We start from the raw sequence: 14,024 nt of genomic DNA, 5'->3' as shown, positions 1-14,024 counted from the left end.
ACAGCCATGAGTTTTGCCAGTCCCTTCCCCGACGTCGACCTACCCGCCGTCAGCGTCTACGACTATCTGTTCGCCGGCATGTCGGCGGACGATTTCGACCGGATCGCCCTGGTTGACGCCAAGTCCGGTACCGAGACCAGCTACGGCGATCTGGTGCGCCGGATCGACACGTTCGCCGGTGGGCTGGCGGCACGCGGGATCGGTGTCGGCGACGTGGTTGCCCTGTTGTCCCCCAACAGTTCAGGTTTTGCGATCGCGTTCCACGGGATCCTGCGCGCAGGCGCCACGGCCACCACGGTCAATGCGCTGTTCACCGCGCGGGACATCACCAAGCAACTGCAGGATTCGAGGGCCCGCCTGCTGGTCACGGTGAATGCGCTGCTGCCGCAGGCCTTGGCGGGAGCGGCAGGCGCCGGCCTCGGCGAGGATCAGGTGGTCGTGCTCGACGGCGAGGGACTCGGCGCCGAGCGCCCGGCACCCGATGTGAGCTTCGATCCGGCGCGCCACCTGGCCGCCCTTCCGTACAGCTCGGGCACCACCGCCAATCCCAAGGGCGTCATGCTCACCCACGCGAATCTGACGGCCAACGTGGCCCAGATCCGCCCACTGCAGGGCCTGACCGCCGACGACCGGCTGTTGGCCGTGCTGCCGTTTTTCCACATCTACGGCATGACGGTGCTGCTCAACGCCGCCCTGCATGCCCGCGCCCGGCTGGTCATCATGCCGTCGTTCGATCTCGGTGAGTTCCTGGACAACATCGCGACCCACCGGTGCACGTTCGTCTACATCGCCCCGCCGGTGGCCGTCGCCCTGGCCAAGCACCCCATGGTCGACTCGTATGACCTGTCGTCGCTGCGGGCCGTGTTGTCCGGCGCGGCATCACTCGATGCCGACCTTGGCCGTGCCGTGGCGGATCGGTTGGGCTGCACTGTCTCTCAGGGCTACGGCATGAGCGAGCTGAGCCCGGTCAGTCACATCACCCCGCATGACGGCGGGCTGGCCACGGTCGGCACGGCCGCGCCGCTGGACTCGTGCGGCTGGACCGTCCCCAACAGCGTGAGCAAGCTGGTCGATCCCGACACCGGCGACGAGATCGACATCCCGGCAGAGGGTTTGAGCGCGACCGGCGAACTCTGGTTCAAGGGACCCAACGTGATGGCCGGCTACCTCAACAATGAGGCAGCCACACAGGAGACCATCGACGCCGACGGGTTCCTGCACACCGGGGATCTGGCCCACGTGGATTCCAGCGGCTGCGTCTACGTTGTCGATCGGCTGAAGGAACTCATCAAATACAAGGGCTACCAGGTGCCACCAGCCGAGTTGGAATCCGTCCTGCTGGGCCACCCCGGCATCGCCGACGCCGCGGTGATCGGGGTGCAGGACCGGGAATCCGGCGAGGAAGTGCCGAAAGCCTTTGTGGTCAAACAGCCTTCATCTGACTTGAGCGGCGAAGAAGTGATGGCGTTCGTGGCCGGTCTGGTAGCGCCCTACAAGAAGGTGCGCCAGGTCGAGTTCATCGACGCAATCCCCAAGTCTTCGGCGGGCAAGATCCTGCGCCGGGAGCTGCGGGGCAACTAGTCCTCGATGTAGGCCCGCAGCCGGTCGATCGCGCTGTCCCAGCGCCGCGACAGCGCCGTCAGGTAGTCGCCGGCCTGCACCAGCGGTTCGGGCTGGATCCGCCAGATCCGTTCGCGGCCCTTGCGATCACTTGTCACCAGACCCACCGCCTCCAGCAGCAGCAAGTGCTTGGTGGCGGCTTGACGTGTCGCCGGAATCACCTGCGTCAGTTGCACCGTCGAACACGGGCCACCCTCACAGAGCCGGGTCACGATGCGTAACCGGTTGGGATCGCCGAGCGCGTCAAACAGTGGTGCGCGCTCGGCGACGGCGGTCGTCACTCCGTCTCGCCGAGCGCGAGGTACTTGCGCACCAGCTCGGTCTGGATGGCCCAGCCCTCGCTGTTGGACTCGTACGCCGCGCCGCGCCGCGAGGCCGGGATCGCGTCGAATCCAGACTCGACGATCCGGAGCAGCACGCCGTCGGCAGCCTCGGTCAAGGTGAACTCCACCAGCGTGGTGGGCTCGGCCGAGTAGTCGGTGTCGGGATCCACGGCGTAGGGATGCCAGCGGTAGGCCAGCCGGTGCGGCGGTTCCAATGCGACGATGTGCCACTTGTCCGCCTCGCCCGCGTACGGCTTCTGGGATGCCGCCACGTCCTGGTCGACCTCGGTCGGCGTGATCACCCCGTTGACGGTTTCTCCGGCGACGAACGGCCCGTCGAACCGGACCCCGAACCAGCGGCCGAATTCCTCGGAGTCGCCGATGGCCCGCCACATGCGATCCAAAGACGCCTTGAGCAGAACCTCTTTCTCGATCCGATCAGTACTCATATGCAACCTTTCAGTTGCCCTTCAGCCTACGACCACGCACAGCCAAGCGCAACCTTTTGGTTGCTTTTACTAGATCGCGTCCGGATCTTCGGCGAAGGCGTCGGCAACCTTCTGCGCGAGTTCCACCGCGGCGCGCGCCCACTGCGCGTTAGCGCCGGCCAGCCCGCACGCCGGCGTGATGCCGATGCGGTCACGCAGGACGGCCCGGGCGAACCCGAGTCGGTCTGTCAGCGCCACCGCACTCTTGGCGACCTCTTCTACCGAGGGCACGCCGTCGGGCGCCGTCGAGGGCACCAGGCCGAGCAGCACGGTGCGTCCCGAGTCGACGAACTCCCCGACACCGTCCAGATCCGCGGGCGTCAATGTCGAAACGTCGATCGACACGGCCTGAACAGCACTGCGCAACAGGGCCTTCCACGGCAGTTCGGGTGCGCAGCTGTGCAGCGCAACCTCGGTGCCGGTCGCTGCGACACAGGCGTCGATCAGGTTCATCGCTACTGGCTCGTCCACCGGATGCACCGGGGTGAAACTGGTGACCCCGGACAGCCGGCCGGCCAGCGCGGCAGGCAGCAACGGTTCATCGAGCTGGACCACCACGGGGGTCTCCAACCGCCGCGCCACCTCGGCCCGGTGGATCGCCAGTCCTTCGGCCAGGGAAGCCGAAAGATCCCGCAGCGCACCGTGATCGGTGATGGCGCGATGCCCGTTGGGCAGTTCCAGTTGCGATGCGAGTGTGATGGGGCCGGGCGCCTGCACCTTGACGGCACGCCCACTGCCCCGCAGCCCGGCGCGCTCCCAGGCTTCTTCCAGCGCGTCGATGTCCTCGCCGAGCAGGCTCGCCGCCCGGCGCCGCGCAGCGCTACGCCCCGCGGCCATGCGGTATCCGCGCGGCACGGTGTCGATCCCGATGTCGACCAGCAGCGCCCCGGCGCGCCCGATGAGATCGGCGCCGATCCCGCGGGCGGGCAGCTCCGCGAGATGCGAGAGGGTGTGCAGTTCACCGACGACGACTTCTGCTGCGGCCCGTGGGTCGGTGCCCGGCCAGGATCCGATCCCGGTGGCCGTGGCGAAGACACTCATCCGAAAACGCTCACGTGCGTGCGATGGTCGCGCTGGCGATGACCTCGTCGCCCTCGGCGTCGGGGCGATACAGCACCATGGTCTGGCCGGGCGCCACCCCACGCAATGGTGCCCGCAGGGACACCACCAACCTGCCGTCGCACAGCTCAGCCACCGCGTCGGTGATGCCGCCGTGCGCGCGCACCTGAATCTGGCATTCCACCGGCCCCTGCAGCGCCGCGCCACTGGTGAACACCGGCTTGTCGCCGAACAGCTCCCGCACCTCGAGGTCCTCGGCGGGTCCGACCCGCACGGTGCCCGTCTCGGCGTCGATCGCGGTGACGTAGCGCGGCCGGCCATCGGCCCCCGGTCCCGGGATACCCAGGCCCTTGCGTTGCCCGATCGTGAAGCCGTGCACGCCTTCGTGTTCGGCGAGAACGGTGCCATCGTTGTCGAGCACCGCGCCGGGCCGAATGCCGATGCGGGCGCCCAGGAACGCCTGGGTGTCCCCCGACGGGATGAAGCAGATGTCATGGCTGTCGGGCTTTTTCGCGACTGCCAGGCCACGCTCGGCGGCCTCGGCCCGGATCTGGGGCTTGGGCGTGTCACCGATCGGGAAGATCGCATGAGCGAGCTGCTCGGCCGTCAGCACACCCAGCACGTAGGACTGGTCCTTGTCGGCGTCGACGGCGCGGCGCAACCGGCCATCGGCCAGCCGCGCGTAGTGACCGGTGGCCACCGCATCGAACCCGAGCGCGAGCGCCCGTGCCGCGAGCGCGGAGAACTTGATGCGCTCATTGCACCGCACACAGGGGTTCGGGGTCTCGCCGCGGGCGTAGGACTCGACGAAGTCGTCGATCACGTCATCTTTGAACCGGTCGGCGAAATCCCATACATAGAACGGGATGTCGAGAATATCGGCCACCCGGCGGGCGTCACCCGCGTCTTCCTTGGAGCAGCATCCCCGTGATCCGGTGCGCAACGTACCGGGCGCCGACGAGAGCGCCATGTGCACTCCGACGACATCGTGACCGGCGTCGACCATCCGGGCGGCAGCCACCGAGGAATCCACGCCCCCGCTCATCGCGACCAGGACTCTCATGAGAACGTCCTCCCGGCACTGGCCAGCGCCGCCTGCCGGGCCCGCTCGACCGCAGCGGGCAGCACCTCGAGCACGGCGTCGACATCGGCGTCGGTACTGGTGTGCCCCAGCGAGAATCGCAGTGATCCACGTGCGGTGGCCGGGTCGGCGCCCATGGCGATCAGGACGTGTGACGGCTGCGCCACGCCGGCCGTACACGCCGAGCCGGTGGAGCATTCGACACCCTTGGCATCAAGCAACATCAGAAGCGAATCACCTTCGCAGCCGCGGAAAGTGAAGTGCGTGTTGGCAGGCAACCGGCCGGCTCCCCGTGGGCCGTTCAGGTGGGCGTCCTCGATCGTGGACAACACACCGTCGATCAACCTGTCCCGCAACGCCTGCACTCGGGAACTGTGCTCGGCGAGCCCACCGATGGCCACTTCGGCGGCCGCGGCCATCGCCACTGCGCCGGCCACATCGGGCGTGCCGGAACGGACGTCGCGTTCCTGACCGCCGCCGTGCAGCAGGGGCACACAGGCAGTGTCACGCCGCAACACCAGCGCGCCGACGCCCATCGGGCCGCCGAACTTGTGCGCCGCGACGCTCATGGCCGACAGCCCGGTCGCGGCGAAATCGACGGGGACCTGGCCGACAGCCTGGATGGCGTCGCTGTGCATCGGGATGTCGAACTCGGCCGCGACGGCGGCCAGCTCGGCGATCGGCATGATCGAGCCGACCTCGTTGTTGGCCCACATGATGCTGACCAGGGCTACCTCACCGGCACCGCCGGATCCGCCCTCCCCCTCGAGCGCCGAACGCAGAGACCCGGGTGTGACGACGCCCTCTGCGTCGACCGGCAGCCAGGTCACCTCGGCGTCCTCGTGGTCGACCAACCACTGCACGGCATCGAGAACCGCGTGATGCTCGACGGCGGTGGTGATGATCCGGCGCCGCTTCGGTTCGGCATCACGGCGGGCCCAGTAGATGCCCTTGACGGCGAGGTTGTCGCTCTCGGTGCCACCGGCGGTGAAGATCACTTCTGAGGGGCGGCAGCCGAGCAGACGGGCCAGGGTCTCGCGGGCCTCCTCCATCCGGCGCCGGGCCAGGCGCCCCGAACCGTGCAGCGAGGAGGCGTTGCCCACGCTGGTCAGCGCAGCCGTCATCGCTTCAACGGCGGCTGGGTGCATCGGTGTGGTGGCGGCGTGATCGAGATAGACCGGCCTGCCCGCGGAGGAGCTCATAACCTCTCCAGGATAGCCGCTGGCAGGCGACCCGCTCTCCAGCCGCCTCAGGCCACCAGGACGTGCGCGGGAGCGCCAGGCAGCTCCTGGTGGTCGCGCACTACCGCCTCGCAGCGTCCGGCCAGCGCCCGCCGGTCGTCTCCGGGCAGCTGCAACGACCCGACATGCACGTGGCACACCGTGCGACGTGCGGTGATCACCCGTCGTATCGACCGAAGCAGCGTGTCCTCTCCCACGAACGACGGGATGGTCGACGGTCGGCCGTCTCGGTGCCGGTAGTTCAGGCGCAATGGCTGCACCGGCCGGGCGGCGTCGATCGCGGCCTGGAACATCGCCGGCCGGAACGGTCCGTAGGCCAGCCCGCACCAGGTGGTGCCCTCCGGGAAGGCCACCACGGTGTGCCCGGCGCGGAGCCGCTCGGCGACGGTGTTGACCACCGCGGGCAGCCGGCGCAGGCTGCCCCGATCGATCGGGATCACTTTCATCACCCGGGCCAGCCGGCCCACCGCGGGCCACTCCACCAGGTCGGCACGGGCCACGAACGAACCGGGCAGCACCGCACCGATCGTGAAGATATCCAGCCATGACACGTGGCCGCTGACGACGAGTACGCCCTGCAGGTTGCGAATAGGTCCGCCCGACAACGCGATTCGGACTCCGAAGCAACGCAGCATCAACCGGCAGTAGAACCGCTGCACGTGGGAGCGGCCCGGCATCGGCACCGCCAGCAGCGGCACCCCGGGGGCCAGCAGAACGGCCATCACCACCCGCACCGTGGTGCGGATCCAGACCACGAGCCGGCGGCCGGCGTCGGCGCCACCGGCATTCACGCAACTGCCGTCACACGATGCCCTGGGCAGCCAGGAATGCTCACAACTGGCGGTGGTCATGACGCGCCCCCGGCCGTCCCGTCGGCCATGTCGGCTGCCGCCGAGACCGAGCGGAGGCGCTTGAGATAGCGGACGTCCGCGCGGCGTTTGTCCAGCAGGGCCGGAAAGTCCCCCACCCCGAAGTCGGGGTCGTGGGCCGGTTCCCCACACACCTGCGCACCGAGGCGCAGGTAGCCGCGCATCAGCGGCGGCACCGTGGTCCGTGACGGCGGGTCGATGTCATCGAGGTCTCTGCCGTCCAGCACCACCGGCCGGTACGGGTACACCGTGTGTTCGGCGGGCGCCGCGTGGCGGCGCCGCACGAAGTCACGGACCCCGCGGATCTGGGTTCCCGGCGGGCCGTCGGCGTTCCCTGCGACCGGCACGGAGACACAGCCCGTCACATAGTCGTATCCCGAGCGGTCGAGGTAGGCCAGGATGCCCGCCCACATCAACAGGACGACGGCTCCGTTGCGGTGATCGGACCGCACCACCGCACGGCCCATCTCGACCAGAGACGGCCGTAGCGCGTCGAGACCGCGTACATCGAACTCGGTGGCGGTGTACAGCCCGCCCGCGGCGATGGCGCCCGGCGGCGGCAGCATCCGGTAGCAACCCACCAGCTCACCGGTGCGGTCCTCGCGAACCAGCAGATGGTCGCAGTGCTCGTCGAACCGGTCGGCATCCAGACCAGCCGAGCGTCCGTCGACGTTCTCGCTGAGCGCGAATCCAGGTTCGGAGGTGAACACGTCGTGCCGGAGCCGCTGGGCGGCTTCGATGAGCTCGTGGTCGGCGGCCCGCGCACGCGAGGAGCGAAATGGATGAAGCAGGAGGGTGTAGCGGGGCGCATCGGGCGCCGCGCTGTCGGTGTGATCAGCGGCGATGAGTACAGATGCAGTGCTCATAACCAGCACGGTCGCCCAGTCGGGTCTCCATACGGCATCGCCCGCATGACGTGTCCGTGAGCGCCAGGTGACGTTTTGTGCCGCCGACTCAGTCGTCGAGGAACACCACGTTGTCACTGATCGGATTGCGCGGTGTATCCAGGTTGTTGGCGGGAAATGCCGGGTCGGCGTAACCGATCGACAGGCCACAGAGGATCTTCAGGTCTTCTGGGATCCCGAGTTGTTCACGCAGCACATCGGGATAGAACGAAATCGACACCTGCACGCAACTGCCGATACCCCGCTCGTTCAACGCCAGCAGCAGAGTCTGGAGGAACATCCCGACTCCCAGCGCGTCGACGTTCGTGAAATCGCGATGCATGCAGACCACCCCGGCGACCGGCGCGTGGAAGAACCCCCAATTGCGCAGTTGGGCTGCCCAGCGGCCCTCGGCGTCGTCGCGGGCGATCCCCATGGCTCCGTAGACCAGGGCGCCGCTTTCCCTGCGCCGGTGAGCGAACTGCGGCGGCAGGCCCGCGGAGCCGATCGCCGGCGGTGCGGCCTCGACCGCGGCGAGCAGCGCGTCGACCAATCTGACGCGCCGCTCTCCGGTGGCGAAGAAGACGTGCCAGGGCTGCGTGTTCGAGTTCGAGGGCGCCCGGATCGCCAAGGCGAGTGCCTCATCGAGCAGTTCTCGCGGAACGGGTTTGTCCGGCAAGAACATCCGCGATGACCGCCGCGACCGGACGACGTCCCCGAACTCGCCCATCAGCTGACTCGCCCGTCCTTGCGGGCCTCCAGTTCGTCGTCCTCGACGATGACGAGCATCGGTTGGCCGGGGACACACAGCATGTTGACGAGGAAGCGCAGGGGAACGTCGTCGCGATTGTTGGCATCCGAGTAGTGGATGACGTCACCGCCCGGTTCCCAGAAGGCCTCCCCCGCCTTGACCACCCGCGGCGCCTCACCCTCCAATTCGAAGAGCATCTCGCCCTCAAGCACATAGCCGAAGGCTGGTCCGGCCGGATGCCGGTGTGGCGGTGCCCCGGGCGACCCGGCGGGCCACTCGATGATCGTCGTCATCACCTCGGCATTGGGCGGGATGAACGGCGGTGTCGCGGTGGCGATCACGGTCATTGCGTCGTGGAGCGCCTGTTCGCGCTCAGCCGAGATCGGCATGTCAGCGAACCGCGATCCAGTCGGCCCAACGGGTTTCACCGAGGACCCCGTCATCGCCGGTGACCAGGCTGTTGTCGTCGACAGCGGTACCGAAGTACGTCGCCTGCGGATCGATCACGACGGGCTTGTCGTCACCTTGCCGGGCGAGCACCGCGCGGGCCATGTCGGCAAACGAGAACTTGTCGGGCCCACCGATGTTGACGATGCCGCCCAGCGGCGCGGCCTGCGCCACCTTGGCCACCTCGGCGGCGACGTCGTCGACAGAGATCAGCTGGATCCGTGCGTCGGGGACGCGTACCTCGTCTCCCACCACCAGCGACGCGGTGATGGCCTCGGCGAATTCCTGGAACTGAGTGGCCCGCACGATCGTGTACGGCAGCCCGGAGTCGGTGATGTTCTTCTCCTGGGCGACCTTGGCCCGCATGTAGCCACTGTCCGGCAAGCCGTCGTCGCCCACGATCGACAACGCGACGTAGTGCCCGACACCGGCCTCCTTGGCGGCGGCCGCCAGATTGCGCGAGGACGTGGTGAAGAAGTCCATCACCGGACCGTCCTCGAACGAGGGCGAGTTGACGACGTCGACCAACGCCGCTGCGCCGCTCAGCGCGTCTGCAAGACCTTCACCGGTGAGAACGTTGGCACCCGATGAAAGGGAGGCAGCCACCACGTCGTGCCCGGCGTCGGTGAGCAACCGCACTACCCGCGAACCGATCTGGCCGCTGGCACCTATGACTGTGATTTTCATTGTGCGAATACCTTTCTCTGTCGTGCTGACAGGACCAACACTGGCACCGCATGCCGAGATCCAAACCCTGGAAAGTCCGTGGTCTGCCCGCTCACCACACATGCCCAGCAGACACAAAACTGCCCCTTTTCCGAGGAAAAGGGGCAGTTTTGTGTGTGTTCGCGAGGGAAATTAACCCTTGCGGGCCTTGACGGCCTCGGTGAGCTGCGGGCTGACCTTGAACAGGTCACCGACGATGCCGAGGTCGGCGATCTCGAAGATCGGAGCTTCCTCGTCCTTGTTCACCGCGATGATCGTCTTCGACGTCTGCATGCCGGCGCGGTGCTGGATCGCGCCGGAGATGCCCAGGGCGATGTACAGCTGCGGCGACACGGTCTTGCCGGTCTGGCCGACCTGGAACTGGCCCGGGTAGTAACCCGAGTCGACCGCGGCGCGGGAGGCACCGACGGCACCGCCCAGCGAGTCGGCCAGCTCTTCGACGACCGAGAAGCTCTCGGCGCTGCCGACACCACGGCCACCGGCGACCACGACACTGGCCTCGGTGAGCTCGGGGCGGTCACCGGCAACGACGGGCTCGCGCTTGGTGATCTTGGTCGCGTTCTCGGCCTGGGCCGGGACCTCGACGTTGACGACCTCGCCGGCACCGTCGGCCGGGGCGGCCTCGATGGCACCCGGGCGCACGGTGATCACCGGGGTGTCACTGGTGACCTGGGCTTCGACGGTGAAGGCACCACCGAAGATCGAATGGATACCGACTGCGCCTTCGCGGACCTCGACCGCGTCGATCAGCAGGCCCGAGCCGATACGCGCGGCCAGGCGGGCGGCAACTTCCTTGCCGTCAGCGGTGGCAGCGACGATCACACCGGCGGGGGCAGCCGACTCGGCCAGTCCGGCCAGCACGTCGACGACGGGGGTGACCAGGTAGCTCTCCGCGTCGTCAGACTCGGCGACGTAGATCTTGGCCGCGCCGGCGGCCTTCAGGCCGTCGACCAGCGGGGCCGCGGTGCCCGGCTTGCCCACCACGACAGCGGCAGGCTCGCCCAGCACGCGGGCGGCGGTGATGAGCTCGGCGCTGACCTTCTTCAATGCGCCTTCGGAGTGCTCAGCGAGCACAAGTACTTCAGCCATGAGTTCTCGTTATGTCTTTCTGCTAGATCAGCTTTTGCGCGACCAGGTACTCGGCGATCTTCGTGCCGCCGTCGCCTTCGTCGGTCACCTTCTCGCCGGCGGTCTTCGGCGGCTTCGGGGTCGAAGACAGCACCTTGGAACCGGCATTGGCGACGCCGACCTCATCGGCTTCCACGCCGATCTCGGCGAGGGTGAGCACGGTGACTTCCTTCTTCTTCGCGGCCATGATGCCCTTGAAGGAGGGGAAGCGGGGCTCGTTGATCTTCTCGTTGACGCTGACCACGGCCGGCAGAGCGGCCTCGAGGCTGAACACGCCCTCGTCGGTCTCACGCTCGGCGGTGACCTTGCCGCCCTCGACGGTCAGCTTGCGCACGTGGGTGAGCTGCGGCAGGCCGAGGTACTCGGCGATCACGGCGGGAACAGCGCCGCCGACGCCGTCGGTGGCCTCGTTACCGGCGATGACCAGCTCGGTGCCCTCGATGGTGCCCAGCGCGCGGGCCAGTGCCCAACCCGTCTGGATCACGTCGGAGCCGTGCAGGCCGTCGTCCTTGAGGTGCACGGCCTTGTCGGCACCCATGGACAGCGCCTTGCGGATCGCCTCGGTGGCACGCTCGGGGCCGGCGGTCAGCACGGTGACAGTGCTGTCGCCGCCGTCGCGCTCCTTGATCAACAGCGCCTCTTCGACGGCGCGCTCGTTGATCTCGTCGAGCACGGCGTCGGCAGCCTCGCGGTCGAGGGTGAAATCGCCGTCGGACAGCTTGCGCTCCGACCAAGTGTCTGGGACCTGTTTGATCAGGACCACGATGTTCGTCATGACTCTGGTTCGTCCTCCTCGATGAGACCGGTGGTCCGGGCTCATATCACGTTCTAGGCAACTAGCATCATGTTACCGGTCGGTAACTTTTGATGGTTCGCAGGAACACCATAGCTGGTCGGAGTTTGTATTCCGGCCTCCCCTACCACACCCCTGAGGTATGGGAACCGTTGGTTGATTCGCCACCGACCCCTTCAACCTGGGTAAGCCTGGGTTAGCCTGCCTTCCAATGAGCACTATCGTGGACGACCCGGACGGCGTCGAATCTCGGGCCCTACCCCTGACCGGCGAGCGGACCATCCCCGGCCTGGCCGAGGAGAATTACTGGTTTCGTCGTCATGAGGTGGTGTATCGGCGATTGGCCGGCCGGTGCGCCGATCGTGAGGTCCTCGAGGCCGGCTGCGGTGAGGGCTACGGCGCCGACCTGATCGCCGACGTCGCGCGTCGCGTCGTCGCGCTGGATTACGACGAGGCGACGGTCGCACACGTGCGGGCCCGCTACCCGAGGGTGGACATCAAGCACGGCAACCTCGCCGAGCTGCCCCTGGCCGACCAGTCGGTCGACGTCGTGGTCAACTTCCAGGTCATCGAACATCTTTGGGATCAGGGCCAGTTCGTCTCCGAGTGCTACCGGGTGCTGCGGCCCGGCGGGGTATTCCTGGTCTCGACCCCCAACCGCATCACCTTCTCCCCGGGCCTGGACACTCCGCTCAACCCGTTCCACACCCGTGAACTCAACGGCGCCGAGCTGACCGAGCTGCTGCACGATGCGGGATTCACCGTCGAGTCGATGCTCGGGGTCTTTCACGGCGCCGGACTCGCGGAGCTCGATGCCCGGCACGGCGGCTCGATCATCGAGGCGCAGGTACAGCGCGCCGTGGCCGACGCACCGTGGCCCGAGCAACTGCTCGCCGACGTCGCGGCGGTCAGCATCGACGACTTCGACCTCACCCCGGCCGACGAGCGCGACATTGACGACAGCCTGGATCTGGTGGCGATCGCGGTGCGGCCGTGACACCGTCCGCCGCCGATCCGGCTCCCCGGCCCGATGTCGCCGGCGATCCGGCTCCGGGACTGTTCACGCTCGTCCTACACACCCACCTGCCCTGGCTGGCCCATCACGGCCGCTGGCCGGTCGGCGAGGAATGGCTCTACCAGTCCTGGGCCGCGGCGTACCTGCCGTTGATGCGTGTGCTGCGCGGCCTCGCTGCCGAGGATCGCAGCCACCTGATCACCCTCGGTATGACGCCGGTGGTCACCGCTCAGCTCGATGACCCCTACTGCCTCACGGGGATGCACCACTGGCTGGCCAACTGGCAGCTGCGCGCCCAGGAGGCGACGACGCTGCGTGAGCCAGAAAGCTTGCGGCAGTTCGGAATTCGCGAGTACGCCGAGGCCGGCGCGGCAATCGAGGAGTTCACCACCCACTGGCGCCACGGCGCCAGTGGGTTACTGCGCCGGCTGATCGACGCCGAAACCATCGAGCTGCTCGGCGGCCCGCTGGCGCACCCCTTTCAGCCGCTGCTCAACCCGCGCCTGCGCGAGTTCGCGCTGCGCGAAGGCCTGGCCGATGCCCAGCAGCGGTTCGGGCACACCCCCGTCGGCATCTGGGCACCCGAGTGCGCGTACGCGCCCGGCATGGAAACCGGTTACGCCGCGGCCGGTGTCGGCCATTTCATGGTGGACGGCCCGTCCCTGCACGGCGACACCGCGTTGGGCCGGCCCGTCGGCGAGTCCGACGTGGTGGCCTTCGGCCGCGATCTTCAGGTCAGCTACCGCGTGTGGTCGCCCAAGTCGGGCTATCCCGGTCACGCCGCCTACCGGGACTTCCACACCTACGACCACACCACCGGGCTCAAGCCGTCCCGGGTCACCGGTCGCAATGTCCCGTCCGAGGAGAAGGCGCCCTACGATCCGCAGCGCGCCGACCGCGCGATCGACGAGCACGTCGCCGACTTCGTCGCGGTCGTCCGCCGCCGCCTGGTCAGCGAGAGTGAGCGGATCGGCCGCCCGGCCCATGTGGTGGCCGCTTTCGACACCGAGCTGTTCGGGCACTGGTGGTACGAGGGCCCGGAGTGGCTGGGCCGAGTGCTGCGGGCACTGCCCGAGGCGGGCGTGCGAGTAGGCACTCTCGCGGACGCCAAGGCCCAGGGTTTCGTCGGTGCTCCCGTCGAATTGCCGCCCAGTTCATGGGGTTCGGGCAAGAACTGGCAAGTGTGGAACGGCGAGAAGGTGGCCGATCTGGTGGCGCTCAACAGCGAGGTGGCCGACGGCGCCCTGAGCACCGTGGACAAGGCGCTCACCCAGCACGCCTCGGTCGGTGCACCAACCCCGCGCGACCGGGTGGCCGATCAGATCCTGCGGGAGACCCTGTTGACGGTGTCCAGTGACTGGCCGTTCATGGTGAGCAAGGATTCGGCCGCGGAATACGCTCGGTACCGCGCTCACCTGCACGCCCACGCGACCCGCGAGATCTCCGATGCGCTGGCCTCGGGCCGACGCGACCATGCCGAGCGCCTCGCGGACGGCTGGAACAAGGCCGACGGGCTGTTCGGCGCCCTCGACGCCCGGCGTCTGCCAAAATGATCACCAGCACGAGCGTGCGAGTCTGCCGCTCGACACCCAGCCAATC

The 14,024-nt window shown here is 68.1% G+C and carries 15 protein-coding genes; 3 read left to right on the top strand and 12 right to left on the bottom strand.

Annotated features, from left to right (window positions below; translation table 11 throughout):
- Positions 1–6 precede the first annotated feature (6 nt).
- The gene (locus ACZYZF_RS22325) at positions 7–1,581 is read left to right on the top strand and encodes a 4-coumarate--CoA ligase family protein (RefSeq protein ID WP_463836846.1); all 1,575 of its coding nucleotides are present in this window, start codon (positions 7–9) and stop codon (positions 1,579–1,581) included.
- Here the strand turns inward: ACZYZF_RS22325 and ACZYZF_RS22320 are convergent.
- The 12 genes from ACZYZF_RS22320 to ACZYZF_RS22265 all read right to left on the bottom strand — a co-directional run bounded on the left by ACZYZF_RS22320 (position 1,578) and on the right by ACZYZF_RS22265 (position 11,392).
- Positions 1,578–1,901 (bottom strand): ArsR/SmtB family transcription factor, encoded by a 324-nt coding sequence (locus ACZYZF_RS22320; protein ID WP_463836845.1) that lies wholly within the window; start codon positions 1,899–1,901, stop codon positions 1,578–1,580. The genes ACZYZF_RS22325 and ACZYZF_RS22320 overlap by 4 nt on opposite strands.
- Positions 1,898–2,392, bottom strand: coding sequence for an SRPBCC family protein (locus tag ACZYZF_RS22315; RefSeq protein ID WP_463836844.1), 495 nt, complete (start codon positions 2,390–2,392; stop codon positions 1,898–1,900). The genes ACZYZF_RS22320 and ACZYZF_RS22315 overlap by 4 nt, the downstream gene beginning before the upstream one ends.
- 69 nt (positions 2,393–2,461) lie before the next feature.
- The gene (locus tag ACZYZF_RS22310) at positions 2,462–3,472 is read right to left on the bottom strand and encodes a uroporphyrinogen decarboxylase/cobalamine-independent methonine synthase family protein (RefSeq protein WP_463836843.1); all 1,011 of its coding nucleotides are present in this window, start codon (positions 3,470–3,472) and stop codon (positions 2,462–2,464) included.
- A gap of 10 nt (positions 3,473–3,482) precedes the next feature.
- Positions 3,483–4,553, bottom strand: a complete 1,071-nt coding sequence (mnmA, locus tag ACZYZF_RS22305; RefSeq protein WP_463836842.1) for a tRNA 2-thiouridine(34) synthase MnmA — start codon at positions 4,551–4,553, stop codon at positions 3,483–3,485.
- Complete coding sequence (locus ACZYZF_RS22300) at positions 4,550–5,773, bottom strand: cysteine desulfurase family protein (protein WP_463744260.1); 1,224 nt, start codon at positions 5,771–5,773, stop codon at positions 4,550–4,552. The genes mnmA and ACZYZF_RS22300 overlap by 4 nt, the downstream gene beginning before the upstream one ends.
- Positions 5,774–5,820: 47 nt before the next feature.
- Positions 5,821–6,663 (bottom strand): lysophospholipid acyltransferase family protein, encoded by an 843-nt coding sequence (locus ACZYZF_RS22295; RefSeq protein ID WP_463744261.1) that lies wholly within the window; start codon positions 6,661–6,663, stop codon positions 5,821–5,823.
- Entirely contained in the window at positions 6,660–7,547 is an 888-nt protein-coding gene (locus ACZYZF_RS22290) for a GNAT family N-acetyltransferase (RefSeq protein WP_463744262.1), read from the bottom strand. Before ACZYZF_RS22290 ends, ACZYZF_RS22295 begins: the two co-directional genes overlap by 4 nt.
- Positions 7,548–7,635: 88 nt before the next feature.
- Complete coding sequence (locus ACZYZF_RS22285; protein ID WP_463744263.1) at positions 7,636–8,295, bottom strand: nitroreductase; 660 nt, start codon at positions 8,293–8,295, stop codon at positions 7,636–7,638.
- Positions 8,295–8,705, bottom strand: a complete 411-nt coding sequence (locus ACZYZF_RS22280; RefSeq protein WP_463744264.1) for a cupin domain-containing protein — start codon at positions 8,703–8,705, stop codon at positions 8,295–8,297. The genes ACZYZF_RS22285 and ACZYZF_RS22280 overlap by 1 nt, the downstream gene beginning before the upstream one ends.
- 1 nt (position 8,706) lies before the next feature.
- Complete coding sequence (locus ACZYZF_RS22275) at positions 8,707–9,450, bottom strand: SDR family oxidoreductase (protein WP_463836841.1); 744 nt, start codon at positions 9,448–9,450, stop codon at positions 8,707–8,709.
- Between the two features lie 171 nt (positions 9,451–9,621).
- Entirely contained in the window at positions 9,622–10,578 is a 957-nt protein-coding gene (locus ACZYZF_RS22270) for an electron transfer flavoprotein subunit alpha/FixB family protein (RefSeq protein WP_463744266.1), read from the bottom strand.
- A gap of 22 nt (positions 10,579–10,600) precedes the next feature.
- Positions 10,601–11,392: an electron transfer flavoprotein subunit beta/FixA family protein gene (locus ACZYZF_RS22265; protein ID WP_463744267.1), complete on the bottom strand. Its 792-nt coding sequence runs from the start codon at positions 11,390–11,392 to the stop codon at positions 10,601–10,603.
- Between the two features lie 229 nt (positions 11,393–11,621).
- Between ACZYZF_RS22265 and ACZYZF_RS22260 the strand changes: the two genes are divergently transcribed.
- Both ACZYZF_RS22260 and ACZYZF_RS22255 read left to right on the top strand, forming a co-directional pair.
- Positions 11,622–12,407 (top strand): class I SAM-dependent methyltransferase, encoded by a 786-nt coding sequence (locus ACZYZF_RS22260; protein WP_463744268.1) that lies wholly within the window; start codon positions 11,622–11,624, stop codon positions 12,405–12,407.
- The gene (locus ACZYZF_RS22255) at positions 12,404–13,978 is read left to right on the top strand and encodes a 1,4-alpha-glucan branching protein domain-containing protein (RefSeq protein ID WP_463836840.1); all 1,575 of its coding nucleotides are present in this window, start codon (positions 12,404–12,406) and stop codon (positions 13,976–13,978) included. The genes ACZYZF_RS22260 and ACZYZF_RS22255 overlap by 4 nt, the downstream gene beginning before the upstream one ends.
- Positions 13,979–14,024 lie beyond the last annotated feature (46 nt).

The organism is Mycobacterium sp. IDUB_24 (genome assembly GCF_055419385.1).
Note: the sequence above shows the minus strand (reverse complement) of the source record. Positions and strands in the feature narration are given on the sequence as shown.

Coding starts and splice junctions, on each gene's coding strand:
- ACZYZF_RS22300 (WP_463744260.1), bottom strand. CDS start 5,773: ATGAGCTCCTCCGCGGGCAGGCCGGTCTATCTCGATCACGCCGCCACC.
- ACZYZF_RS22270 (WP_463744266.1), bottom strand. CDS start 10,578: ATGGCTGAAGTACTTGTGCTCGCTGAGCACTCCGAAGGCGCATTGAAG.
- ACZYZF_RS22310 (WP_463836843.1), bottom strand. CDS start 3,472: ATGAGTGTCTTCGCCACGGCCACCGGGATCGGATCCTGGCCGGGCACC.
- ACZYZF_RS22260 (WP_463744268.1), top strand. CDS start 11,622: ATGAGCACTATCGTGGACGACCCGGACGGCGTCGAATCTCGGGCCCTA.
- ACZYZF_RS22275 (WP_463836841.1), bottom strand. CDS start 9,450: ATGAAAATCACAGTCATAGGTGCCAGCGGCCAGATCGGTTCGCGGGTA.
- ACZYZF_RS22290 (WP_463744262.1), bottom strand. CDS start 7,547: ATGAGCACTGCATCTGTACTCATCGCCGCTGATCACACCGACAGCGCG.
- ACZYZF_RS22295 (WP_463744261.1), bottom strand. CDS start 6,663: ATGACCACCGCCAGTTGTGAGCATTCCTGGCTGCCCAGGGCATCGTGT.
- mnmA (WP_463836842.1), bottom strand. CDS start 4,553: ATGAGAGTCCTGGTCGCGATGAGCGGGGGCGTGGATTCCTCGGTGGCT.
- ACZYZF_RS22285 (WP_463744263.1), bottom strand. CDS start 8,295: ATGGGCGAGTTCGGGGACGTCGTCCGGTCGCGGCGGTCATCGCGGATG.
- ACZYZF_RS22325 (WP_463836846.1), top strand. CDS start 7: ATGAGTTTTGCCAGTCCCTTCCCCGACGTCGACCTACCCGCCGTCAGC.
- ACZYZF_RS22315 (WP_463836844.1), bottom strand. CDS start 2,392: ATGAGTACTGATCGGATCGAGAAAGAGGTTCTGCTCAAGGCGTCTTTG.
- ACZYZF_RS22280 (WP_463744264.1), bottom strand. CDS start 8,705: ATGCCGATCTCGGCTGAGCGCGAACAGGCGCTCCACGACGCAATGACC.
- ACZYZF_RS22265 (WP_463744267.1), bottom strand. CDS start 11,392: ATGACGAACATCGTGGTCCTGATCAAACAGGTCCCAGACACTTGGTCG.